Origin of the sequence: Cytobacillus citreus (assembly GCF_018343665.1) — a bacterium.
Lineage (GTDB): Bacteria > Bacillota > Bacilli > Bacillales > Cytobacillaceae > Cytobacillus > Cytobacillus citreus.
Genome location: NZ_JAGYPM010000003.1, coordinates 26,381 through 51,681 on the forward strand (window position 1 = coordinate 26,381; position 25,301 = coordinate 51,681).

25 protein-coding genes, 2 pseudogenes and 1 riboswitch are annotated in these 25,301 nt (G+C 35.7%); of the genes and pseudogenes, 6 read left to right on the plus strand and 21 right to left on the minus strand.

Annotated features, from left to right (window positions below; translation table 11 throughout):
* Positions 1–7 precede the first annotated feature (7 nt).
* Together KHA94_RS11645 and KHA94_RS11650 are read left to right on the plus strand one after the other, a co-directional pair.
* Positions 8–604, plus strand: coding sequence for a biotin transporter BioY (locus KHA94_RS11645; protein ID WP_213102325.1), 597 nt, complete (start codon positions 8–10; stop codon positions 602–604).
* A gap of 19 nt (positions 605–623) precedes the next feature.
* A pseudogene (locus tag KHA94_RS11650) lies at positions 624–1,002 on the plus strand (biotin synthase BioB); the annotation flags it as partial.
* A 44-nt stretch (positions 1,003–1,046) separates the two neighbouring features.
* Here KHA94_RS11650 and KHA94_RS11655 read toward each other — a convergent pair.
* From KHA94_RS11655 to KHA94_RS11675, 5 genes and pseudogenes are all read right to left on the minus strand, one after another.
* On the minus strand, positions 1,047–2,432 hold the full coding sequence (locus KHA94_RS11655; RefSeq protein ID WP_213102326.1) for a sensor histidine kinase: 1,386 nt from the start codon (positions 2,430–2,432) through the stop codon (positions 1,047–1,049).
* Positions 2,432–3,103: a response regulator transcription factor gene (locus tag KHA94_RS11660; RefSeq protein ID WP_213102327.1), complete on the minus strand. Its 672-nt coding sequence runs from the start codon at positions 3,101–3,103 to the stop codon at positions 2,432–2,434. Before KHA94_RS11660 ends, KHA94_RS11655 begins: the two co-directional genes overlap by 1 nt.
* A 111-nt stretch (positions 3,104–3,214) precedes the next feature.
* A complete protein-coding gene (locus KHA94_RS11665) occupies positions 3,215–3,394 on the minus strand; it encodes an H-type small acid-soluble spore protein (RefSeq protein ID WP_213102328.1) in 180 nt (59 codons plus the stop codon).
* Positions 3,395–3,612: 218 nt separating this feature from the next.
* Positions 3,613–3,726: pseudogene (locus tag KHA94_RS26660) on the minus strand (hypothetical protein); the annotation flags it as partial.
* Between the two features lie 242 nt (positions 3,727–3,968).
* Entirely contained in the window at positions 3,969–4,181 is a 213-nt protein-coding gene (locus tag KHA94_RS11675) for a cold-shock protein (RefSeq protein ID WP_213102329.1), read from the minus strand.
* Positions 4,182–4,490: 309 nt separating this feature from the next.
* Between KHA94_RS11675 and KHA94_RS11680 the strand changes: the two genes are divergently transcribed.
* Positions 4,491–4,781: a DUF6509 family protein gene (locus KHA94_RS11680; protein ID WP_213102330.1), complete on the plus strand. Its 291-nt coding sequence runs from the start codon at positions 4,491–4,493 to the stop codon at positions 4,779–4,781.
* A 335-nt stretch (positions 4,782–5,116) separates the two neighbouring features.
* Here the strand turns inward: KHA94_RS11680 and KHA94_RS11685 are convergent, their stop codons facing one another.
* The 4 genes from KHA94_RS11685 to KHA94_RS11700 all read right to left on the minus strand — a co-directional run bounded on the left by KHA94_RS11685 (position 5,117) and on the right by KHA94_RS11700 (position 7,887).
* Positions 5,117–5,521: a cytosolic protein gene (locus KHA94_RS11685; protein ID WP_213102331.1), complete on the minus strand. Its 405-nt coding sequence runs from the start codon at positions 5,519–5,521 to the stop codon at positions 5,117–5,119.
* Between the two features lie 102 nt (positions 5,522–5,623).
* Positions 5,624–5,824 (minus strand): cold-shock protein, encoded by a 201-nt coding sequence (locus KHA94_RS11690; protein ID WP_057771058.1) that lies wholly within the window; start codon positions 5,822–5,824, stop codon positions 5,624–5,626.
* Between the two features lie 119 nt (positions 5,825–5,943).
* Entirely contained in the window at positions 5,944–7,377 is a 1,434-nt protein-coding gene (gene cshA / locus KHA94_RS11695) for a degradosome RNA helicase CshA (protein WP_275950892.1), read from the minus strand.
* A 309-nt stretch (positions 7,378–7,686) separates the two neighbouring features.
* The gene (locus KHA94_RS11700) at positions 7,687–7,887 is read right to left on the minus strand and encodes a cold-shock protein (RefSeq protein ID WP_057771062.1); all 201 of its coding nucleotides are present in this window, start codon (positions 7,885–7,887) and stop codon (positions 7,687–7,689) included.
* Between the two features lie 731 nt (positions 7,888–8,618).
* On the opposite strand from KHA94_RS11700, the gene KHA94_RS11705 reads away from it, so the two are divergent.
* Together KHA94_RS11705 and KHA94_RS11710 are read left to right on the plus strand one after the other, a co-directional pair.
* Complete coding sequence (locus tag KHA94_RS11705) at positions 8,619–9,023, plus strand: DUF2500 domain-containing protein (protein WP_213102332.1); 405 nt, start codon at positions 8,619–8,621, stop codon at positions 9,021–9,023.
* Positions 9,024–9,125: 102 nt separating this feature from the next.
* Positions 9,126–9,941 carry a nucleotidyltransferase domain-containing protein gene (locus KHA94_RS11710; RefSeq protein WP_213102333.1) on the plus strand — a complete coding sequence of 272 codons (816 nt, stop codon included), beginning with the start codon at positions 9,126–9,128 and terminating at the stop codon, positions 9,939–9,941.
* A 318-nt stretch (positions 9,942–10,259) separates the two neighbouring features.
* Here KHA94_RS11710 and KHA94_RS11715 read toward each other — a convergent pair whose 3' ends face one another.
* From KHA94_RS11715 to ku, 5 genes are all read right to left on the minus strand, one after another.
* Complete coding sequence (locus tag KHA94_RS11715) at positions 10,260–11,924, minus strand: glycerol-3-phosphate dehydrogenase/oxidase (protein WP_213102334.1); 1,665 nt, start codon at positions 11,922–11,924, stop codon at positions 10,260–10,262.
* Positions 11,925–12,131: 207 nt separating this feature from the next.
* Positions 12,132–13,622, minus strand: coding sequence for a glycerol kinase GlpK (gene glpK / locus KHA94_RS11720; RefSeq protein ID WP_213102335.1), 1,491 nt, complete (start codon positions 13,620–13,622; stop codon positions 12,132–12,134).
* Positions 13,623–13,655: 33 nt separating this feature from the next.
* Positions 13,656–14,480: an MIP/aquaporin family protein gene (locus KHA94_RS11725; RefSeq protein WP_213102336.1), complete on the minus strand. Its 825-nt coding sequence runs from the start codon at positions 14,478–14,480 to the stop codon at positions 13,656–13,658.
* 169 nt (positions 14,481–14,649) lie between these two features.
* A complete protein-coding gene (locus KHA94_RS11730; RefSeq protein ID WP_213102337.1) occupies positions 14,650–15,189 on the minus strand; it encodes a glycerol-3-phosphate responsive antiterminator in 540 nt (179 codons plus the stop codon).
* Positions 15,190–15,317: 128 nt separating this feature from the next.
* Positions 15,318–16,151: a non-homologous end joining protein Ku gene (gene ku / locus KHA94_RS11735; RefSeq protein WP_213102338.1), complete on the minus strand. Its 834-nt coding sequence runs from the start codon at positions 16,149–16,151 to the stop codon at positions 15,318–15,320.
* A gap of 166 nt (positions 16,152–16,317) precedes the next feature.
* Between ku and KHA94_RS11740 the strand changes: the two genes are divergently transcribed.
* Positions 16,318–18,144 carry a DNA ligase D gene (locus KHA94_RS11740; RefSeq protein WP_213102339.1) on the plus strand — a complete coding sequence of 609 codons (1,827 nt, stop codon included), beginning with the start codon at positions 16,318–16,320 and terminating at the stop codon, positions 18,142–18,144.
* A gap of 33 nt (positions 18,145–18,177) precedes the next feature.
* On the opposite strand, the gene KHA94_RS11745 is transcribed toward KHA94_RS11740, so the two are convergent.
* The 7 genes from KHA94_RS11745 to KHA94_RS11775 form a co-directional block, all read right to left on the minus strand.
* The gene (locus KHA94_RS11745; RefSeq protein ID WP_213102340.1) at positions 18,178–19,425 is read right to left on the minus strand and encodes an EAL and HDOD domain-containing protein; all 1,248 of its coding nucleotides are present in this window, start codon (positions 19,423–19,425) and stop codon (positions 18,178–18,180) included.
* Between the two features lie 220 nt (positions 19,426–19,645).
* Positions 19,646–20,116 (minus strand): 6,7-dimethyl-8-ribityllumazine synthase, encoded by a 471-nt coding sequence (gene ribH, locus KHA94_RS11750; RefSeq protein ID WP_213102341.1) that lies wholly within the window; start codon positions 20,114–20,116, stop codon positions 19,646–19,648.
* Between the two features lie 14 nt (positions 20,117–20,130).
* Entirely contained in the window at positions 20,131–21,324 is a 1,194-nt protein-coding gene (locus KHA94_RS11755; RefSeq protein WP_213102342.1) for a bifunctional 3,4-dihydroxy-2-butanone-4-phosphate synthase/GTP cyclohydrolase II, read from the minus strand.
* Positions 21,325–21,488: 164 nt separating this feature from the next.
* Positions 21,489–22,142: a riboflavin synthase gene (gene ribE, locus KHA94_RS11760; RefSeq protein ID WP_213102343.1), complete on the minus strand. Its 654-nt coding sequence runs from the start codon at positions 22,140–22,142 to the stop codon at positions 21,489–21,491.
* Positions 22,124–23,239, minus strand: coding sequence for a bifunctional diaminohydroxyphosphoribosylaminopyrimidine deaminase/5-amino-6-(5-phosphoribosylamino)uracil reductase RibD (gene ribD / locus KHA94_RS11765; RefSeq protein ID WP_213102344.1), 1,116 nt, complete (start codon positions 23,237–23,239; stop codon positions 22,124–22,126). Before ribD ends, ribE begins: the two co-directional genes overlap by 19 nt.
* A gap of 127 nt (positions 23,240–23,366) precedes the next feature.
* A riboswitch (FMN riboswitch) is annotated at positions 23,367–23,514 on the minus strand.
* Positions 23,515–23,766: 252 nt separating this feature from the next.
* On the minus strand, positions 23,767–24,342 hold the full coding sequence (locus KHA94_RS11770; protein WP_213102345.1) for a peroxiredoxin family protein: 576 nt from the start codon (positions 24,340–24,342) through the stop codon (positions 23,767–23,769).
* 144 nt (positions 24,343–24,486) lie between these two features.
* Positions 24,487–25,278: a hypothetical protein gene (locus KHA94_RS11775; protein WP_213102346.1), complete on the minus strand. Its 792-nt coding sequence runs from the start codon at positions 25,276–25,278 to the stop codon at positions 24,487–24,489.
* Positions 25,279–25,301: the final 23 nt, after the last annotated feature.

Consider the following 25,301-nt stretch of genomic DNA (forward strand, 5'->3'; position numbering starts at 1 on the left):
ATACTTTATGAAAAAGAGATTAAGACCAATTGAATTAACACTTGCAGGAATGTTTGTTGCCTTGATGTGTGTAGGTGCTAATATCACTTCAATTGTTCCATTCATGGTTATTGGCGGAGTACCAATCACCTTACAAACGTTTTTTGCTATTCTTTCAGGAGCCATTCTTGGAAGCAGATTAGGAGCAATCACCATGGCTGTATATGCATTTGTTGGCCTTGTCGGAGCACCTGTATTCGCTAAATTCGGCGGAGGATTATCTCATTTACTAAGTCCTACCTTTGGTTTTATTCTTTCTTTTATTCTTACAGCCTATGTAACCGGAAAAATCATCGAAAGAAAAAGGACCCTTCCGATTTATATTTCGGCTGCATTAGTTGGCTTAGTGATTAATTATGTTTTCGGTACAAACTGGATGTATTTTGCTTATAAATTTTGGGCAGCAGCACCAGATGGTTTTACTTATAAATTAGCTTGGCTGTGGATGATTCCACCTCTTCCAAAGGATATCATTCTTTCTGTTTGTGCAGGGATGGTGGCTTATCGATTGGAGCACAAAGTTCTTGCTCGAAGCCAATTTAGGAATATCCAACGGGCATCATAATGAAAGCGGAAGTAAGATAATGGCAAAATGGGAAACACTAGCTCAACAAGTATTAAAAGGATACGAACTAACTGATGAAGAAGCCTTGAGTATTTTAGAAAGCCCTGATGAAGAGCCTCTAGAGCTGTTACATAGCGCCTATCAGATTCGTTATCACTTCTATGGAGAAAAAGTTAAGCTTAATATGATCATCAATACAAAATCAGGGCTATGTCCTGAAAATTGCGGATACTGCTCACAATCTAGTATTTCTACTGCACCAATCGAAAAGTATCGGATGATGAATAAGGATGCTATTGTAAAAAGGAGCAGAGCAGGCATACCAGATGAATGTCGGTACCTATTGTATAGTTGCCAGCGGCAGATGGCCTAGTAGTAAAGAGGTTGATCACGTTGTACTAAAAAGTGCAGAAGCATGGTCTCAGCCATGCTTCTGCACTTTTTAGAAAATATTTTCCTTAGGAACTATCACTGTAAAAATGGACCCTTCCCCTTTTTTACTCTCTACCTTAATCTCTCCATTATGCATTTCAATAATGGATTGAACAATAGATAATCCCAAGCCGGTCCCTTCAATTGATCGCGTTCTGGAGGAATCCGATCGATAAAAGCGATCGTAAATTCTATCAAGCTCCTCAGGGTCCATCCCAATTCCTTGATCTTTAAAGCTAACTTCTATTGCAGCGCCCCCATCATTCAGATTGATATCTATCTCTCCTTCTTCTTCGCTATATTTAATAGCATTCGTTACCAAATTTTCCCATACAGAATATAGCAAAAAAGAATCGCCATATATATAAGTTTCTGGAAGAGAATAACTTATCATTATTCCTTTTTCACTCAAATTCCACTGATATTGACGAATAACATTTTTAATCTGTTCACTTACATTAAATCTTTTCGGTTCTAACATTTCTTTCTTGCTATCTATTGAGGATAATAGCAAAAGCTGCTTCGTCATATATGACAATCGACTTACTTCTGAATCAACAATTTCAATATACTGCTTATCCTGATCCGTTAGCTGACTACTCTTTAATAGCTTCATATAGCCCTTAATATTAGAAAGTGGTGATTGAATGTCATGAGAAATATTTGAGATGAACTCTTTCCGCATCTCATTTACTTTTTCTAGCTTACTTGCCATGGAATGAAAGCTTGCTGCTAGATCCCCTATTTCATCATTTCGTTTTATATTTAATTTTATTCCAAAGTCCCCTTCAGCTATCAGCGCTGTTGCTTTGTTCAATTTTGTTATCGGGTTAACAAGGAATTTTGTACTAATTAAAACCAATATTATGCTAAAAGAGATCGTACCTATGAGAAGCCAACCAAACATTTTATGCATTTCATTAAATAATAGCTTAATATCTGGACGGAGAAATAAGGCGTAATTTTCGTTCTGGTATTCAAAAGGAACACCAACAGTATTCATTAGTTCATTAGCAAAAAAACCAGTAACAAAAGTTTTATGAGGAAAATTCTCAATCCCATGATAAACCTCGCCATTCAATACTTTCTCTATAGCTTTATTAGATAGATTATGCTCTCTATATGGAGCACCAAAGAATTGCCGATTCCCCTTATTATCAATGATAAAAATTTGATACCCTATCAAACCTAGATGACCAAAGTATTCATTTAAGCTGACCTCATCATGTGATTGGATAAACCTAGAAACCTCTAAAGCAATATGAGTCATCTTCTCGTCATTTTGCTTTTTTAAAATACTTTGGTAATGGATGTTTGATAGCAAAAAAGAAATAATTCCACTTAAAAGCATAATGAAAATCGTTGTTACTGCAAATTTGGAATAAAGAGACTTCATTATGAAACCTCCAGGGAATAGCCAATCCCTCTAATTGTCTTTATGGAAAAATCATTCTCAGCTTGCGCAAACCTCTCCCTTAGCCGTTTAATATGAACATCAACCGTTCTCTCGTCTCCTTCATAATCCATACCCCATACATTTTCAATCAACTGTCCCCTGCCAAATACTTGATTCGGCCTGGATGCTAAATAATAGAGCAGTTCAAATTCTTTTAAAGGCAATATGTATGTTTTTCCATTCCATTCAACTTCGTAGCTTTTTTTATTAATGAACATGGAGCCTATCCGAATATTCGTTTCGGTAACCTTTCCATATCTTCTAAGCAAAGCATTCACTCTAAACAAAAGTTCCTTTGGCTCGAAAGGCTTTACTAAATAATCATCTGTCCCTGATAAATAGCCTTTCTCTTTATCTTCTATTTGGCTCTTAGCGGTTAATAATACAACGGGAATATCGTAACTCTTTCGTATTTCTTCTGTTAATTTATAGCCATCCATAACAGGCATCATAATATCTACGATTGCTAATTCACATAATTGACTCTCGAGCATTTCCAATGCCTTTACTCCATTTTCTGCCTCAACTATTCGGAAACCTTCTTTCATTAATAATTCTTTAACTAAATACCTTACATGCTGGTCATCGTCTGCTACAAGTATTGTTTTCATTATGACACCTTCAATCTAATGGAACTTTACTGATATTGTATTTAAACATTTGCTATAAATCCAATATTTTTTAATAACAACAGCCACCCTAATTAAAGGGTGGCTAAAATGTTATTGTTCCTGGAGTTCAGAAATTACAACAACAGATCTTTCTTCTAATGGACCACGTAAATGAACAGTTGCGGTATTAACATCTTCATTAATTTTATCAATCCATATTGACACACCATTGTACAAAACCTCGATGTCTGCAGAAGAGGAAAGGATTTGTTTTACTCGATTTACATCCATATCATTCACTCCCTATCTATTGTCATTTTATTTTTTGTTTGAAAGTGAATTTTATTCTATTTCTTTTCGGAGTGACTTAAAGCGTTTGTGATAAAATAACATGTTAATAAAAAGTTGTTTTAGATGGAAAAGGAAGTAATAGTCATTAAAAAACTACTTTTATCCTTACGAGATCTTGAATACTCCCATCCTTAGCGCTTCCTGTGAAAACTCAAAGTTTACCTGTACTTGCTGTTGGTGTTTTGCCAAAAAAGTAACGTACTTCGGAAATTTCCAGACTCAGGAGCTCTTGCATCGGCCATAATAGTGCGCTCTTTGGAAACGATCAAGCCATTTGCATCTCTTACTTCATAACTAAGTGCCGCTTCGAAGACTCTTGCTTGTCCTTCTACACGCTACCCATTAACAGCTTTTATCCCAGGAAGAGGAGTCTATTCAACAATATTTACAGTTGTTAGAAAATGGAGAATCAAATGAAACTTTGCCCAAATTTACTTTTAAGTGATGTAAGCGGCATCGAAATTCTTTTAAAAAATAAAAAGGGCGATTGACATCGCCCTGTAAAAATTATATATTAATTATTCGAATAAATACTATTATTGTTGACTACCTGCAGCTCTTTTGTCGTTTCTTTCATCTCACTGCTGCAGATTGGGCAAGTTGGTTTTTGACTACTTTTAAAATTATCTCGAATCCAGCAATTACACGTTTCAGAAGTACATTCCCAAATCTTAATTTCTTCCAGCTTAATTTCTTCTGTATTCTTTCTTCCAAATCCCATTGCCATTTAAAGGCACCTCCTAAAGAGTTGAACCCTAATTTCCCCAAAAAATAAAAACACTCGTTAAATAAAGCGACATAAAATACCAACTCTAAATAACAAGTGAATTATGGGATTCATTCAATATTATTAGTATAACACATATCCCCTGCTCCGTCAAAAATCATATCTCTTCTTTTCACACTAGCCAAATTATATGAAGAAAACTTATAGAAAATTATATTAATATGAGTTATACTATTACATTCTTGTGGGTAAGGTGTATAATGTTTTCGTTAACCAAGATTATGGTTTATATACGAAAGGGTGAAAGCAATGAATATCACAGGCTATACTGCTGAAAAATTAAAAGACCCTACAGGAATTTTAATAGGAGATCGCTTTGAATTCTTTTTAAATATCGAAGTAGATGAGGACGATGAGCTATTCTCAGAAAATGGCGTCCAGCTCCGAGTTCTTTTTTATATGCATGAAGATGATAGCAGGATTTTGAATTATTATTTCCTTTCTTCAGAGCAGATTTTAGACTTTGCATTAGATGAAGAAGAAGAAAAAACAATTACGAAATTTTGCAATGAGCATCTTTCAGATATTGATGAAGAATAAAGAAAACTCGCCGATTGGCGAGCCTTGGAAAGGCGAAGACAGAGGCGAAGTTGCACTTATCGCGCTCATACACGCCACATCCTCCCAAAAGCTTCTCTTTTGGTCGTGCGATGTATCTCTGACGAAGCTTTCCTTATCCTGTGGCATTCGCCCGACTAGGACATCCTAGTAAAAGCTATCGCTTTTCCTTCGTGCGATGTTAATCGCTATCGAAGCCTTCCTTGTCCTGTCCGTCGCACTTAATTCCTAAAATTGGAAACCACATCAAATCATCTTCTGTGCTGGCAATTTATACTTTCTTTACGTGTAAGAAAAGAGCAGGAATCCCCTGCTCTTTAAACTTCAAGATCTTTTCCATCTTCAACAATATGGTACATTAAGTGTGCCAAATGATGAATGGGGCTATATTCTTCCTCATCAGAATCATTCTCGTCATTCTCTTCTTGAAACTCTAAATCATTCAAATGCAACGCTGCAAACTGATAAAAATCTTTCAATTCAAATGCATAGCATGCACTTGGATCTTCATTATCCTCCTCATATTGAAGAACCATATATGATTCCTTCCCATTATTGTCAATAGCATCAAAATAAATAAAGAAGCCTATATTTGTATCCAATTCGAATAAGTGTCTTGTTCCTCCTTCTGTCAATCTTTCAAAATCCGCTTCACTTAATTTCTGGACCTTCATTGATTCGACTTGATCTTCCTTATGAAAATGGACTGTAAATTCCTTCATGCCCCTTCCCCTTCTCTAAAATGATTTTATCATTCATATTATGACCTACTTTAAACATTACACATAATAAAAGAGCCACTATTGAGGGCTCTTTTTTAGGCTTTATGCTTTCGTTACATTTACAGCTTGAGGTCCTCTTTGTCCCTCTTCTATGTCAAAATTAACTTCTTGGCCTTCTTCAAGGGTTTTGAAGCCTTCGCTTTGGATTGCAGAATAGTGAACGAAAACATCCTCTCCGCCCTCTACCTCAATAAATCCAAAACCTTTTTCTGCGTTAAACCATTTTACTTTACCTGTTGCCATTTTAATCCTCCTAAATATCAATCACTGACAGAATTATTACCCTGCATCAACTATTATGGGTAATATTTAGGATTTTATCCAAATATGGCTCTAGAAATACATAATAAATTTAGTTTCAATTATTTATTACGAGTTCTATTTCTTTTTCTTCTGTCCCAACCGTCTTTGCTGGAATTTCTTCCGCGATCATTATAACGTTTCCTGTCTCCACCTCGATCAGCACGCGGCTTTCTAACACGAATAGGCTCGACAGCTGATAATTTTACCGGAGTAGCATCTGGATCTTTCGTTAATAATTTTAAAGCAGCTGCAAGCAAAGTGACAGAATCCGTGTCTTCAAGCAGAGACTCTGCTGCTCTTTTATAATCATTATGGTCGTTTCTTTCAATAACGGACATAAGACGATTAATTGTAGCCTGCTGATTACCTGCAAGAACATCTTTAAAAGATGGAACAGGCTTTTTCATCATTTTGCTCTTAGTTACATTTTCAATAATTTTTAAATGATCAATTTCTCTAGGTGTTACAAAAGTAACTGCCAATCCCTTATTACCTGCACGACCTGTTCTTCCAATTCTGTGTACATAGCTTTCAGGATCTTGCGGAATATCAAAATTATAAACATGTGATACGCCGCTTATATCAAGTCCCCTTGCCGCAACATCTGTGGCAACCATAATATCGATCGTCTGCTCTTTAAATCTGCGGATAACTTGATCTCGTTTTGCTTGTGGAATGTCCCCATGTATGCCTTCAGCAGAATACCCTCGTTTAATTAAACCCTCCACCACTTCATCCACACGTTTTTTTGTACGTCCAAAAACGATGGCCAGTTCAGGAGATTGGATATCTAAAAGACTGCAAAGCACATCAAACTTTTGCTTTTCATGTACTTCCATATAGTGCTGCTCTATATTTTTTACTGTCATTTCTTTTGCCTTGATTTTGACTAATTCCGGATCACTCATAAACTTTTCTGCAAGTGATTGGATTCTTTTTGGCATTGTTGCAGAGAAAAGAAGGGTCTGACGCTCTTCTTTTATTTCACTTAGAATTCGTTCAATATCTTCAATAAAGCCCATATTGAGCATTTCATCCGCTTCATCTAAAACAACCATTTTTATGTTTGCAAGACGTATTGTTCTTCTCTCTATATGGTCAATCAATCTTCCTGGAGTTGCAGCAATGATATGCGGTTTATTCTTTAATGCACGGATCTGGCGATTGATATCCTGCCCACCATATATCGGCAAGGTTTTTACACCCTTCACATGCCCAATACGGTTTAATTCCTCTGCTACTTGGACAGCAAGCTCACGCGTAGGTGCTAAAACAAGTCCTTGGATTCCATCATTAATATTTATTTTTTCCAATAATGGCACTCCGAATGCAGTTGTTTTCCCTGTACCTGTTTGTGCCTGCCCAATCATGTCTTTTCCTGAAAGTCCAATTGGGATCGCTTGTGATTGAATTGGTGTAGGTTCCTCAAATCCCATGTTTGAAAGGGCTTTTATTAATTCATTACTTAAACCAAAATCTGAAAAAGTTGTCAAATTTGTTCCTCCTTAAATAACCTCTAGTTATTTATTCTTATTCGTTTAGTTTTTAAACAATCGTTACGTTAGTAGGTTTTCCAGTTTGCATCTCTTTTTTACATTTCTAGATTAAGAATTTAAATTCATTTTTTAAAAATTGAATTCATCTAGCCCTTCTCCAAAAATTAAGAGAGGAAAACTTTTATTCCAAAAAAGTTAATAAAGGATGGATTCTCTTTTGAGGAATGAATGAAGAATACAAAGTGGAGAAAAACAACGTAAAAAAGTGATGCATGAATGACATGCATCACTTCATTTCTCACAATATTATGCTTTTGCTACGTTAGCAGCTTGAGGTCCACGGTTACCTTCAACGATTTCGAAAGTTACTTCTTGACCTTCTTCTAAAGTTTTGAAACCTTCAGTTTGAATTGCAGAAAAGTGTACGAATACATCTTGACCTTCTGAAGACTCGATAAATCCAAATCCTTTTTCTGCATTAAACCATTTAACTTTACCTGTGTTCATGTTATTACCTCCAAAAAAGTGTTCACTATAAGTCTTGATTATATAAACTTAAACATAAAAAGGTCGTGCAACAATATTGAGGAATAAAAAAATCGTCCACAATTGATTGCAGCTACGACCACTTATCCAAAAAATATATAACGAACATTACAGCGTTAACCTAATCATAAGGGGAGAATATCCATTTGTCAAATCTTTTTCATGCCAATAAGACCTTATGATCGCATGTTCGGTTATTCGAGTGCTTTACACCTAAAACAATGAAAGCCCTGCCTCTCTTCCATCCTTACGGCTCCTAGGCCGTGCCAGTGGGAATCAGGAATTTTTAATAATTAATTTCGGAAATGATACTCTTGAGATTTTTCACGTTGCTAGTTAAATAATTGAAGTTTTAAAGCGAGGTAAATCCTGGTTTTTCAGAAGATGACTTAAGAAGAAATTCAACATAAATAGTTGTCCACAAATTACTCTTAATTTCAAACCCATTGCTCACCTATTAATCTAAAGAGCAGTAATCGAATAAAACGATAGTCGTATTCTATATATATCGAAGGGCAAAAGCTCCAATATTTGCATGATTTTCACGACTTTTCCATAACACTTCGAATACAGCATTTTATATAATAGCATATAGATTAAATCATGTCAAGAATCTGTTGGTTAATCATTCAATTTGAAACATTTCCCACCTCACCCTCGTATAATAAGTACATTGAGAGGAGGAGATATTAGTGGAATATGGTACTGGTTTTAGTCCAGGATTTAATATATTTTCATTTTTTTCTTTTATATTTCCTATTTTATTTATTGTCGTTTTCGGATTCATTCTTTATCAATTTGTTCGGGGAATAAAGCAGTGGAATTATAATAATAAGCAGCCAGTAGTAGATGTGTCTGCCAAGCTCGTAACAAAAAGAACGCAAGTAAGCAGACATGCACACAATCACGATAACCATGTCCATCACCACTCAACTACGTCCTATTTTGCCACTTTTGAAGTAGAAAGCGGTGGCAGGATGGAGTTACAAGTAGCTGGCAATGTGTATGGTCAGCTTGCTGCAGGAGACTATGGAAAATTGACTTTTCAAGGGACGCGTTTTTTAGGATTTGAGCGAGAAAAAAATGTTAGGTATTAAAAAACACAATAGACCGAATATCCAATTAGTTAAAATATTATTCCCAATCTACGATATTATTTAAAATCCATGCCAATACTAATTTTGAAAGGGATTTTTATTATGAAAGAACATATTCTAGAGGTTATTAAGCAGATTGAAATCGATTACGATGTAAAAATCCTCTATGCCTGTGAAGCAGGAAGCCGGTCTTGGGGATTCCCATCTAAAGATAGTGACTATGATGTACGTTTCATTTATATCCATAAGAAAAATTGGTATCTGTCCATTGATCGAAAACGTGATGTTATTGAAGTTCCGAAGCATGATTCTATTTCTATTCCTATTGATGACCTTTTAGATGTGAGCGGTTGGGAATTAACTAAAGCTTTAAAGCTTTTTAGAAAATCGAATCCGCCACTTTTGGAATGGTTAATGTCCAACATTGTGTACTATGAGGCAACCTCTATGACAAACAAAATGAGAACCTTTGCTAAGGACATCTTTGCTCCACATTCTTGTCTTTATCATTACCTTAATATGGCTAAAGGAAATTATCGTGATTATCTTCAAGGTGAGGATGTGAAAATCAAAAAGTATTTCTATGTGCTTCGGCCAATACTTGCAGCTAAATGGATTGAAAAATACAAAAATATCCCACCAATTCAATTTCAAAGCCTTCTCGAAGATTTATTACCTTCAGGTGAACGTAGAAATGAAATCAATACTTTACTGAAACGAAAAATGGCGGGTGAAGAGCTAGATTTAGAACCCAGAATTGAACTCATTAATCAATACATAAACAAGGAAATTGAACATTTAGAGGTATATGCGAAGAGCTTAAATATTTATATCCCAGATCCGACAGAGCAATTGGATCAGCTCTTTAGGGAAACATTAGATGAGGTTTGGGGCAAATCGAATATCAAAGCAAATTAGAAATCTATTTAATAAAAGCTAACAGTAATTAATTGTGGAAGAAGTGCAGAAATACAATTTGCTGATAAAGACCTATCAGAACTTGGAAAAGGGAGAGAGCCAAGTATTACTTTCCAATTAGAAGATGACTTCAAGAACAAAAATTCTCTTATTAGTATTTTACTCGTATTAATTGGAACTGTTTCGATAATTGTTCTTTTTAGTATAGTGAAAAAGAAAAATTAATAAGTGCTCCTAAAAATGCAGGACTGTTTCAGATGTCCAGTTTTAGACTTCGAAACAGTCCTGTACAAAAAATCGGATACATAATAGATAAACTTATAGCTGATCAAATGGAACAGTTGCATCTTGTAGTTCTTTTTGTAATTGATGATCGTATTTCGCCTTTGAATCCTGATTCCATTCAAAATAATCAGCCATATAATCAATCACTTCGTTTTGATACTTTCTGACTGTTTCAATGTCAAACAATAAGGCACCTGTCCTGCGAATAAAAAAGTCGACGGGTGTTGCAGTCAATTCGTGTTCCAACGCATATCTCAATTTAAGCCATAGTTTTATAGGTAAATAATATTTTTCTGCCTCACTCGTTCCATAGTCTTCAATCATTTTAAATAAGATAGATACATTTGAACCATACATTGAAGTAAGTTGAACAGCATCCTCTTTTGTTAAACCTGCATCAATTCCTTTTTGGGACTCCTTTGAAATGTATTCAACAAATTTACTTGAACCGCCCACATCACCACCAGAAATTGGCAAAAATTTCGTTTGACAGCTTGGAAAGCTTTTATTTTGTTCCTCTTTGAATCTCTTCGCTAGAACATCTACTATTGTTTCCGCCATTTTTCGGTACCCAGTAAGTTTTCCTCCAGCAATTGTAATGAGCCCTGACTCAGATTCCCAAATTTCATCCTTACGAGAAATTTCTGAAGGGTCCTTCCCTTCTTCCAAAATAAGCGGACGAACTCCTGCCCAACTGGATTCCACATCTTTATCCGTGATTTTGACTTCTGGGAACATATAATTTATCGCATTAATAATATAAGTTCGATCTTCAATCGTCATTTTCGGACTCACTGGATCTTCTCCGTAAAAAGTATCTGTTGTTCCTATATATGCCTTTCCTTCTCTTGGAATCGCAAATACCATCCGATTATCAGGTGTATCAAAATAAACGGCCTGTTTTAGAGGGAATCTTGATTGGTCAATTACTAAATGAACGCCTTTTGTTAACTGCAATGTCTTTCCTTTTTTGGACCCATCCATTTCACGTATGGAATCGACCCAAGGACCTGCTGCATTAACAATTTTCTCAGCCTTGATTTCATATTTCTCCCCTGTCAGCTGATCGATAACAAGAACACCGATAACTTTTCCATTCTCATATAGGATTTGGTCAACCTTAGTATAATTTATTGGAATTGCACCTTTTTCTGCAGCAGCTTTGATAACTTCAATTGTTAAGCGCGCATCATCTGTACGGTATTCTACATAATAGCCCCCGCCCTTTAATCCATCTTTCTTAACAAGCGGCTCTTTGTTAATGGTTTCTTGTACACTAAGCATGCTTCTGCGTTCAGACTTTTTAACCCCTGCTAAAAAATCATACACTCTCAAACCAATTGAAGTACTAAATTTCCCAAAAGTTCCTCCTTTATGCATAGGGAGGAGCATCCACTCTGGAGTCGTTACATGAGGACCATTGTCATAAACAATAGCTCGTTCCTTTCCAACCTCAGCAACCATCTGTACTTCAAATTGTTTTAAATATCGAAGCCCTCCATGGACTAGCTTTGTTGAACGGCTTGAAGTTCCCGCAGCAAAATCCTGCATTTCAACAAGAGCTGCATTTATTCCTCTCGTCACACCATCGAGTGCAATACCTGCACCAGTAATTCCCCCACCGATTACTAATACATCGAATTTTATAGTCTTTAGTTTATTTATCATTTCTTTTCGATTATGGTTTGAAAATTTCATTTCAATGACCTCCTATTATAGAAAGAGTTTTACTATTACAAATTATTCCCTGTTACGGTAGATGGTAAAAAAAGACCACAAATAACATTATCAATTAATGATAATGAATTTGTGGTCTCTCCATTTCTCCTACCGAGCTATTAACTTATTTTTATTTTAACATACTTCATGTTGTTTGGAAACATTTATCATGTTTAAAGTTTCACATTATTTAAAAGCCATTGCAGCATGTACTGCTTTTTTCCAGCCATTATACAAATCATTACGAATATTAGATTCCATGGTAGGTGCAAACGATTTGTCGATTGCCCATTGACCGGCAATCTCTTCTTGATTTTTCCAGAACCCAACTGCAATACCTGCTAAATAGGCAGCTCCAAGAGCAGTTGTTTCATTAATTGTCGGTCTTTCAACAGGGACATTTAAAATATTGCTTTGGAAATCCATAAGAAAATTATTCTTAACTGCACCTCCATCAACACGGAGTGTCTTTAATTCGATACCTGAATCTGCTTCCATCGCTGACAATACATCTTTCGTTTGGTAGGCGAGTGATTCTAGTGTAGCACGAATAAAATGCTCCTTAGATGTACCTCTTGTCAGGCCGAATACAGCTCCTCTTACTTCACTATCCCAATAAGGGGTCCCTAGTCCGACAAAAGCAGGTACAACATATACACCATCCGTTGAATCTACTTTCTTAGCATAACTTTCGCTATCTTGTGCACTCTGTAGCATTCTCATCCCATCGCGAAGCCATTGTATCGCTGATCCAGCAACAAAAATACTTCCTTCAAGAGCATATTCTACCTTTCCACTTAAACCCCATGCGATTGTTGTTAATAGTCCATGATCGGAACGAACAGCTTTTTCCCCTGTGTTCATAAGCATGAAGCAGCCTGTTCCATATGTGTTTTTCGCCATCCCTTTTTCAAAGCATGCTTGACCGAATAAAGCTGCCTGCTGATCTCCGGCAGCTCCAGCTATCGGAATCTCCTTGCCAAAAAAATGATAGTCAGCGGTATAACCATAAATTTCTGATGATGACCTTACTTCAGGTAGCATGGATGGCGGCACATCCAGAATTTTCAGCAACTCTTCATCCCATTTAAGATCATAAATATTAAACATAAGCGTTCTTGAAGCATTAGAATAATCCGTTACATGGGCATTTCCGCCAGAAAGCTTCCATATCAGCCATGTATCAATCGTTCCAAACAATAATTTCCCTTGCTTAGCTTTTTCTCGAGCGCCTTCTACATGATCCAAAATCCATTTCACTTTTGTACCTGAAAAATAGGCATCGATTAGTAATCCTGTTTTTTCACGGAAAAGATCATTATAGCCTTTTTCCTTCAATTCATCGCATATTTCACTAGTCTGCCTAGATTGCCAGACGATCGCATTATATACTGGCTTACCGGTTTCCTTATCCCAAACAACAGTTGTTTCACGCTGATTTGTGATTCCTATACCAGCAATTTGCTCAGGTTTAACACCAGATTCAGAAAGCACCTCAGCAATGACTGACAGAATCGAGCCCCATATTTCATTGGCATTGTGTTCTACCCAGCCTGCTTTAGGGAAATGTTGCGTAAACTCCTTTTGGGCTACATGGGTAATGCCTCCTTTTTTGTTAAAAAGAATTGCTCTTGAACTTGTTGTTCCTTGATCCAAAGATAAAATATATTTTTCCATTTTCCCTTCCCCCATTCAATCGTTAAATTTCTATTATGCAGATATATTCGATGATTCCATTTTTACATCTTCTTTTTTTCCAAATAGATATACAATGATTAATACAACTATATTAACAGCAAGGATCGTCCATAACATAATTGAACTCTTTCCTGAAAACACAATTTGATAGAATATGGAACCGAGAGAACCTCCCATAATCGGTCCGACAACAGGAATCCACGCATAGTCCCAGCCAGATTTCCCTTTTCCAGGTATCGGTAGAAGAAAATGAGCAATTCGAGGACCAAGATCACGTGCAGGATTGATCGCATATCCTGTTGTTCCCCCAAGTGACATACCAATAACAACAATTAATAGCCCAACTGCAATTGGATTCAAGCCTTCTGTAAATTGATTTGCTCCAATAAATAGTAGGCCTAACACAAGAATAAATGTTCCAATGATTTCACTTAAAAGATTGGAGAAAGTATGACGGATAGCAGGGCTTGTTGAAAAAACTGCCAATTTCGCTCCTTGATCCTCTGTAATTTTCCAATGTGGCAAATAATGAAGATAAACAAGAACGCCTCCTAAAAATCCACCAATCAATTGAGCAATTATATAGCCTGGGACGTCTGTCCATGGAAAATCACCATTCAAAGCTAAACCAATCGTAACCGCTGGATTTAAGTGGGCACCGCTAATTGATCCAACTGCAAAAACACCCATAGTTACTGCTAATCCCCATGCAATGGTTATGACAATCCATCCGCCACTAAAGGAAAATGTCTTCTTTAAATTCGCTCCGGCAACGACTCCTCCCCCGAATAAGATCAGAATCATCGTACCGACGACTTCCCCCATAAATGCTGACATATAAAATCTCCCCCTAGATATTTTGACTCATAAAACACAAAAAAGGAGATCACAGCAGAATAAACCATGAGTAGTAGGTCTAAGCTGTGTGCATCTCCGTATCTCCAACACTAAAATTAACTTGTAACAGAAAGTATACATTCCCCTGAAAGCGCTGTCAACATTTTCATTACATTTCCCATAGATCAGTTTTTGATGTCGTTATCGCTGATGCCCCAGCTAACAGCGCATTTCGCACCTCTTCCCTAGTCCGAATAAGTCCTCCTGCAAAAATAGGAGTTTTTACTCGGGTACGTACTTCTTCGATCATCCAAGGCATAGCTCCTGGTAATACCTCTATATAATCAGGTTTTGTCTTTTCTAATATCTTATAGTTTTTTTCAAGGGCATGCGTATCAATAAGAAAGATCCTCTGAACTGCAATAACTCCTTTTTGTTTTGCCTTTAAAATAACACTTGATTTTGTTGAAATTAAGCCAAATGGTTTATATTCTTGACAAATATACTCTGTTGCATATTCGTCATTCTTGATTCCATGAATTAAATCTACATGATAAATCATTTGTTTATCATGTTCTTTTGCCATTTTATCAATATTTTTTAGCTGAGCAATATGCATATCAAGAAAGACACCGATTTTATATGGGCTTATTAAAAATCGTTCAAATTCTTTCATAGAAGATGATGCAGGCAAGATTTTTTGGTCCATATTTTCAACTCCAACTACTTAATATCTTTTAATCATACCCGAAAATGATGAACATTCCCAACAGTTGAAAAAACCGATTTTGTCTATATAAAATCGGTAGATCCTCAAAACAATATTCAGTATAAAGCCTATGCTTCTTTTTTGGCTTTTGTTGCGGTGGTTCTTTTCTTTTTTGCTGCTGGCTTTTTTGGTTTCGTTTTATCAATGGATGCTTGTAATGCTGCCATTAAATCGGTCACATTCGTTGTAGGCTCTTTTTCTACTGGGGTAACAATCTCCTTGCCTGTCCGCTTCGAATCAATAAGCCCTAATAAGGCTGTACGGTAATCATCTGTATACTTTTCAGGGTCAAAATCTGATGTTAATTGGTCAATTAAAAGAATGGCTGTATCAATTTCTTTTTTCGTTACCTTATCATCAGCTGGAACATTAGGTACATCTTCAGATTTCCGAACCTCATCAGGGTAATGGATTGTCTCCATAACTAAGGTATTCTCATAAACACGAAGAACAGCAAGCTGTTCCTTAGAACGAATTATTATTTTTGCTAATCCAACTTTTTCTGATTCTTTTAATGCTTTACGTAATAACGAATAAGCTTTCCCTCCACCATCACCGGGAGACATATAGTATGTTCGGTCATAATAGATCGGGTCAATTTGTTCCATTTTTACAAAATCCATTATTTCAACTGCCTTATCCTCATTTTCCTTTTTTAATTTTTCCAAATCCTCATTCTCTAGGACAACAAATTTTCCTTTTGTATATTCGAACGCCTTTACAATATCCTCGTTCTTAATTTCCACATTGCAAACAGGGCACATTTTTTCGTATTTTATCGGGGAATGACATTCTTTATGAAGATTTCTCAGCTTAATATCCTTATCCTCTGTTGCTGCATGAAGCTTAATAGGAATATTCACTAAACCAAAGCTAATGCTTCCTTTCCACATTGTATGCATATTATTACTCCAATCATGTTTTTACCTTTAATTTGCGTGAAACCTATGGATACATGCATAAAAAATTATGGAAACTGAGTAACAGTAAATGATAATGGAAAATCTATAATGACTGCTTAATTGATAGAAATGAAAAATGCATTTGGAAAGGATGTTGTTTTCTTGTATGAAGCCAATGCTGCCAAGTTTAACATTTGAGGTTCCAAAAGTGAATGACTGGCTCTATGAAGTGAAATATGATGGATTTCGTGCAATATTACACTGGGATCATAATGAAATGTCATTAGTAAGCAGAAATGGCAAGCCATTATTAAACATTTTCCCTGAAATAAGCTCATTTCTTGAAGATTATAAAGACAAGCTCAAACCCTATCTTCCTTTAACATTCGACGGAGAACTCGTCTTTTTAGAGAATGCATATAAGTCACAATTTTCTACAGTCCAAGTAAGAGGAAGAATGAGATCTTTGAGTAGGATTACTGAGAAGGCAAAAGCATCTCCATGTCATCTTCTCATATTTGATGTCCTTCAAATAAAAGGAAAACCCTTGAAAAATGTGGATTATCTTTCAAGAAAAAAGACACTGTATGATTTTTTTAAGAAATGTCACCTTCCATTACTCCCTGATGAAATGAATACCAAGCTTGTACAATATATCCCCTACTTTGATGAATTTAATGAAATTTGGGAAAAGGTAATTCTTTTCAACGGAGAAGGAATTGTAGCAAAGCAAAAAACGAACATATGGGAAGAAGGAAAAAGAACAACGCTATGGTTAAAATATAAGAATTGGAAATATGTTTCATGTTTTATCACTGCATACGAAAAAACAAATGGATACTTTTATGCCAGTGTTTATCAAGACACAAAAGTTATATCCATCGGGCAATTCATTTTTGGTTTAAAGCCAGACGAAAAAAAAGCATTATATGAAATTATTAAAGGGAATAAAACAGATGAGGATAATAAATATATTTATGTTGAGCCGGCAATTTGTGTAGAGGTTAAATATTTGGAGATGTATGAGGGGCAGATGCGAGAACCTCATTTTCACCAATTTAGATTTGATTTAAGTCCAAATGATTGTACTTACGATCAATTCATTCAAAAGCAAAAGAATTTCCCATCTGATATTGAGGTGACACATCCTGATAAACCTTTATGGGCTGAACCACCCATTCAAAAAATCGATTATATTCATTATTTACAAGAAATCTCACCCTATATGCTTCCATTTCTTAAAAATCGATTATTAACTGTTATTCGGTATCCACATGGTATTTTTGGAAATCCTTTTTATCAGAAAAATTGTCCAGAGTACGCTCCAGAATTTGTTGAAACTGAAATGTCAGACGAGATCATCTATATTATTTGCAATCAATTAAAGACACTTCTCTGGCTTGGTAATCAATTGGCATTCGAATTTCATATCCCTTTTCAAACGACTCTAAGTAAAGGCCCGAGCGAAATTGTATTTGATCTAGATCCGCCATCAAGAGATGCATTTGGTCTAGCCATCAAAGCTGCTTTGTTAATTAAGGAAATTTTTGAGCAGCTGGAATTGATTAGCTTTATTAAAACGTCGGGAAACAAAGGACTACAAATTTATTTACCATTACCAGAAAATACATATTCCTATGATGAAACAAGATTATTTACAGCTTTTATCGCTGAATATCTTGTTACTAAGGATCCCGCTTCTTTTACCATTGAAAGGATGAAAAAGAATAGAGGCAACCGACTTTATGTCGATTACATTCAGCATGCAGAAGGAAAAACCATTATTGCTCCCTATTCACCTAGAGGTACAAAGGAGGCTACCGTAGCAACTCCGCTTTATTGGGAAGAAGTAAATGATCATCTAAAGATGGAAAATTTCCAAATACCACAAATCATAAAACGAATTAATAATAATGGAAATCCATTCCATTCCTATTTCGAAGCGAAAGATAAGCAAAAATTCGGACCCATATTGGAAATTTTAAGGAAATAAAAACCTGCCCTCTTTATGAAGGCAGGTCCAACATTAATTAATAAACTTTTCCTTGGATACTAGTTCATTCGACCAATTTAATGATTCTGCATATAATTTAAATAAGTCTTTTTCATTAATATTCATATCCTTACATTTTTCACTTATTACATTCCATTGAGCAGTTTCTACAGCGAGAACAAGATCAAGAACTTCCTTCAACGGATTTCCTTTTCCATTTAAAGCATCACAAATATCTTCTTCAAGGGGAAGATCCTTTAATATCATACTCATCGGAATTCTTAAGATCGAATCCATAATTGAAAACATACCTGTCATAAAATAACTTGGAGAAGGATTTCTTTTCATTCTAATTTTTTCAATTTCCTCACACATTTTTGCTCTCGTAAGACTCAATTGAATGTTTTCCTGTGAAATCTCTCTTTTCTCAATTGTGGACTCGCGTACTGCGAGTACATAAATCCATTTTTCTAACTCAATAAGCCCTAACAAAACAACGGCTTGTCTGATCGAATTGATTTTTTGTTTTGGCCTGTATGCAGGCGAATTGATTAATTTTAATAATTTATACGATAAGGAGATATCCTTCTCTATTAATTCAGTAATTCGGTCTATACACGGATCATTAGTCGACAAGTGTTGTATCATTTCATAATATGAATGAAAATAGGTAGGAACATCACGAGTTGAAATTACCGTTGGCTTAGCAAAGAAATAGCCTTGAAAATAATGATAACCCTTTCTCTTTCCCTCCTCAAATTCTTCTCTCGTTTCAACTTTCTCTGCAACCATTTTTAGGTTCATTCGTTTGACAATGGACTCTACTTTGTCTCTCATTTTTTTCGGTGTAAACAGGAAATCAACTTTTACGATATCTATATGTTTCAAAAGCTCATATGAATATGAATTCTCCTCATTAAAAACATAATCATCAAGTGCAATTTGATAACCAAGTTCTTTTAAATCCTTACATATCTGAACTAATTCTTTACTTGGTTCAATAGATTCAAGTATTTCAACAACAATATCACGCGGCTGGAAATAAGTTGGTAGTCTTAGTTTAAGTAGGTTTTCAGTAAAATTAATAAAACAAGGCTTCCCATTTGAAAGCTTGTCAATTCCAATATTTAAGAAGCTGTTGATGATGAGCTCAGTTGTCGCTTGATCCCCATCCATATCAGGAAATGCATTTTCATCTTGATTTCTCCGATACAAAAGCTCGTATCCGTATACATCTTCATTTGCATTAAAGATGGGCTGTCTTGCTACAAAAACCTCCATAAATTACCCTCCGACAAATTCTGCATGTATGATCGTATATATTTTATACAACAAAACTAATTAAAGTTGTCGAATTATGTAGTAAATGAAAAAAATTTATATTTTTGAAAAAATAGATCATGAGCACATATTAATGAAAAAAGGAGCACTTTAAAATAGCGCTCCTTCATTTCTTATATAAAAAGATATAATAATAAAGCGGTTCTCGTAACTTTGAGATTTACTTGGACATCTGTTTATACAAATTCCCCATCTCTATAGCCCCAACAGCAGCTTCCCACCCCTTATTTCCTGCTTTAGTTCCAGCACGTTCAATCGCCTGTTCGATGGTATCTGTTGTCAGAACACCGAAAATAATCGGTATGCCACTTTGCATCCCTGTAGCAGCAACCCCTTTTGCCACTTCATTGCTAACGAAATCAAAATGAGGTGTTGCTCCTCGAATGACTGTTCCAAGCGTAATAATTGCATCAAAGTCACTAGCTTGAGCAAGTTTCATAGCAGTTAAAGGGATTTCAAATGCACCTGGCACCCATACAACAGTCACATCTTCATCCTTAACACCATGACGCTTTAAAGCATCTTCTGCCCCACTTAGTAATTTTCCAGTAATAAATTCATTAAAACGTGATACTACAATTCCAATTTTTAATCCAGTCCCTAATAAATGTCCTTCAATCACTTTCTTCATTTTCTTCTCTCCCTTTATAGTTTTAAAAGATGGTCAAGCTTTGCTTTTTTTGTTTTTAAGTATTCTTCATTCTCATTTTTAATAGGCATTTGTAAAGGGACACGCTCAATAACCTCTAAGCCGTATCCTGCTAATCCGGCTATTTTCCTTGGATTGTTCGTCAAAAGCCGCATTTTCTTGACACCTAAATCCCTTAATATTTGAGCGCCTACCCCGTAATCACGCAAATCATCACCAAATCCAAGTTTATGATTTGCTTCAACTGTGTCATATCCTTCTTCTTGAAGCTTATAAGCTTTCATTTTGTTAATGAGTCCAATGCCTCGTCCCTCTTGCCTCAAATAAAGAAGAATTCCCCTTCCCTCATTTTCTATTTGGGAAAGTGCTGCTGCTAATTGTGGTCCGCAATCACATCTGTTGGAGCCGAAAACATCTCCAGTAAGACATTCTGAATGGACCCTTAGCAACACGGGCTCGTCCTCTGTTATCTCTCCTTTTACTAAAGCAATATGCTCTTTTCCATCCATCGTATTCGTATAACCCACTGCCCTAAACAATCCGAATTCTGTCGGAAGCTTGATTTCAGCTTCTCTCTTTACATGTGAATCATGTTTTAATCGATATTCGATTAACTGCTGAATTGAAATCATTTTTAAATCAAATTTTTTGGCAATAAGCTCAAGATCCTTAACTCGTGCCATTGTTCCGTCATCTTTCATTATTTCACAAATAATTCCAGCTGGTTTTGCTCCCGCAATACGTGCCAAATCAACTGCTGCTTCCGTATGGCCAGCTCTTCTTAAAACTCCACCTTGTTTAGCAATTAAAGGAAAAATATGGCCAGGACGGTTAAATTCTTCTGGACGGGCATCATCATCCAGCATTTTTTCAATAGTCAAAGCCCTCTCGAATGCGCTAATTCCTGTGGTTGTTTCTTCATGGTCAATCGAAACGGTGAACGCTGTACCGCGACTGTCCGTATTTCTCTCAACCATTGGAAGCAGTTTAAGTTTTTCAGCTAATTCTTTAGAAATCGGTGTACAAATTAAGCCTCTACCTTCTTTAGCCATAAAGTTTACTGTTTCTGGCATCACGAACTCGGCAATAGAAAGAAAATCACCTTCATTTTCCCGATCTTCATCATCACAAACAATAATGACTTTCCCTGCTTTTAAATCCTCAATGGCTGCTGTAATCTCACTAAACATAGTGCCTTCCTCCTTATCTCACTTGATTAATTAGAAAAACTTGGCGTTCGCCTAGTCCTTTTTGGTGAATGCCTTAGTTTTTCTTATGCGATCTTATTAGCAGGTGTTTAACTAAAAAAACACTTTACTTTAGTACGTTAATAAACTTAAACATTCCTATTAGCTTATAAAAAGCCATTGCTTCTTAAAAAATTTTCGGTAATGACTTGGTCCTGACTTGATTCTTTTTGCTCTTTTTTCAAAAAGGAAAACATATATTTTGCAAGCATATCAAATTCAATATTAACTATATCTCCAACACTTTTTACTCCCAGGGCTGTCTCTTTTGCAGTATGAGGAATAACTGATACCGTTACTGACTGATCAGTTATTCCAAAAATAGTTAAAGATGTTCCATCAATTGCAATGGATCCCTTGTTTATTACGAGATGATTTAATGAACTTGGAATGGATACCTCAATGTAAATGGCATTTTCTTTTTTCTTCTTGTTTAGAATTTTTCCAGTTCCATCTACATGTCCCGTTACAAAATGTCCTCCAAAACGCCCATTTGCAGCCATAGCCCTTTCTAAATTAACCATAGTTCCTTCCTTAACTGAAGTTAAAGAGGTACTTTTAAAAGTTTCAGGCATCACATCTGCGGAAAATTCTTCCCGTTGGAATTCAGTAACAGTTAGACATACTCCATTGACAGAAATGCTATTACCAAGCTGGATATCTCGTATTATCTTTGTAGCTTGAATCGTTAATTTAATTGTGTTTCCATTTTGAATGGCTCTTTTTACAGTGCCAAGCTCTTCTATGATTCCTGTAAACATGACTTTTCTTCCTCCTCTAGAGGTTTAGCTATAATTTTTAGATCACATCCAATTGTTTGTACTGATTCAAACTTAAGTTTTTTTGCATCCTCGACAATTTCAATACCTTGTCCACCAATAAAAGGGATTGCAGTCTTTCCGCCTATTATTTTTGGTGCAACATATAAAATGATTTGCTGATAAGCATCATTATCAATAAAGGAAGAATGAATCTCTGAACCTCCTTCTACTAATAACGACATAATGTTTCTTTTTCCTAACTCTTGTAGCACTTCCTGAATAAGAATAGTTGGCTGTGATAATGGTATAACTTCTACATCAAATTCTCTAAAGCTTGCTACTTTTTCTATATCTATCTCATTTCCAGTAAAAATAATCGTTTTTACCGCTCGATCTTGGATCATATTTGATTCAAGAGGAGTCCGTAAATACGTGTCTAATACAACTCGAATGGGATTTCTTCCACCTCGGGGCAGTCTGGTGGTTAAATGTGGATTATCATGAATAATGGTATTCACGCCTGTTAAGATTGCATCATGTTCATGTCTTAATTGGTGAACATCTAATCTGGATTCTGGAGAGGTAATCCATTTGCTGTCACCAGTTTTTGCCGCTGTCTTTCCATCAAAAGAAGCAGCTGCCTTTATTGTTACAAAAGGAGTTTTTGTTTTAATAAAATGAAAGAATGGTTCATTCATGGCATAGGCTTCCGCTTTTCCAATGCCAATTTCAACTTCAATCCCAGCCTCTTTTAGTTTGGCAATTCCTTGTCCAGCTACGAGAGGATTTGGATCAAGTCCTGCTACGATTACCCTTTTAATCCCTGATTTTATTAACAAATCAGAACAGGGAGGAGTCTTGCCATAATGGCTGCAAGGTTCAAGAGTAACATATAGATCTGCCCCTCTAGCTTGTTCACCAGCTGCATTGATGGCATATACCTCTGCATGTGGTGTTCCTGCTCTTAAGTGGGCACCAAGTCCAAGTACTTCACCATTCTTGATAACTACTGCTCCAACTTTTGGATTAGGGCTTGTTTGCCCTCTTGTAGCTTGAGCCATTTTTAAGGCTAAATCCATATATTCAATATCATGCATTTAATTGTAGTACCCCCTTTCACTAAAATTCTCCAACAAAAAACCCCGCACACAACTCTCATGTACGGGGCAAAATCGCATAACGAAATAAGCGTTAAAAATTGATGTTTTTTACGCAAATAATCATTCATTTCTTCTCCCATCCAGACTTTAACTGTCGGCTTTGGAGTTTCACCAAATCCACCGTTTTCAACGTATTGAAACCGGGTCACGGACTGAGAGGCCAGGACCTCATCACCGCCGGTTGGGAATTCCACCCAGCCCCGAAGAAATCATATTCGTTTAATTAAATAGTATCACGAGGTTTCCGAATAAACAATATGTATGTTCCAATGCATAATAAAAAATGGAAACCATTCAGCCTCTATGAACGTAAAATAATCATCTAATAATGGAAGGATTTATGCGTTGTGCTAGAAAACGAAAAAGAAAGAAGCTGCAATGGTGCTGAATAGCCTTGCAGCTTCTTTCTTTACTTATGGAATACAGAATTACTTTTTTGAATTAAGAAATTTTTAGAAGCACTTTTAAGGTAATCGTTTAATTTCATGCTCCATTACCTCTTCATTAACAGCACCTAACACTTTTTTACGAATGACACCATCTGAATCGATAAAGAAGCTTGTTGGATACACCCTTATATCATAATCATGTGTTGCAGTCCCTTTTTCATCTAGCGGGATTGTGAAGGTTAGCGCATTATTTTTTACGAACTCATCAACATTGGTACGTTTTTTCTCAGAAGTCGTAACATTAACCGCTAAGATTTCAAAACCTTCGTTTTTATATTTATTATATAATTTTTCCATATAAGGCATTTCAGCCATGCATGGCGGACACCAAGTAGCCCAAAAGTTCAATAAAATTGTTTTTCCTTTATAATCACTTAACTTCACAGTATTACCTTCCAAGTCTAATAATTCAAAATCTGGTGCCTTATTACCCTCTTCTAAACCGACCGGAAGCTGATCAGCATTTTCTATCTTCTCGTATTTCTTCGATTGTTCAAGATTATTAACCATACCTTTTTCTTTAAGGATTGTCTTGTCAATAATAAATAAGCAAAGGATGATAATTCCCGCTACCAGCAAGAATTTTTTCATGAAAACACCTCATTTATGTAATCCAGAAGGAAGTTTAATTGATGTAATCATACTATATCAAACCAATCGAAGCTATTGTTCTGCATTAGAGGCACATGATTGTTGAAGACATCTTTTGATCTTTAAACTGATAGAAGTGAAATATTAGTGATTTGTTGACTGAAACAGTTTTACTATGATTGCATAAACAAGTAGCTTTTCTTCCACTGGCAATTGTTGCTCAAATATTAGTATGGGCGTATTCGGATCTTTAAATCTGTTCCCCCACTCTATCGGCATCCAACCTTTACGCAATCTCGCAATATTTTTGTAACCATCCTTTAAAAACTGAATATCCATAAATAATCGTGATTGCTTTACTAAAAAACTCCGATTTTCATGCCCAAAAATAACGGCTATACCATTTCCTAATGTATTCTGTATCGTTATTGAATGAATCTCGTTTCCTGAACTCGCTATTTCAATACGATTCTTCTTAAAAGTAAAACTTCCAATTAGCTTATTATTCGCATCATATAAACCATATTTTCTTTCAATAAACTTATCAAGCAGAAAAGGTAAGAACCATCGAAAAGGCTTAAAATTGATATCTCTTATTTCTCCAACTAGCTGACCATTTGTGCCAAAGACAAGCAATCTTAATGTTGGTGCTGGAAGAAACGTCAAAAGGACATTTTCTTCATATAAAAATGATCCTTGATTTGCAATGCCCTCATCTATTTTCTTAATATCTTTTGATCTGTTATCATTTATTAAATAAGCTTGATAGCTTATAAAACTATAAAGTAAAAAAGGTACAACCAATACAACCATTTTGCCATTAGGTACAACAATAATACCGTATATTATTAGGAAAAATGGAGGAATAAGTGCAACAAGACTGGAATTTAAGGAAATAGATGCTGTTTTTTGATAAAATTGCTGTATATTCTTCATAATAATCCCCTAACATCCTTAAA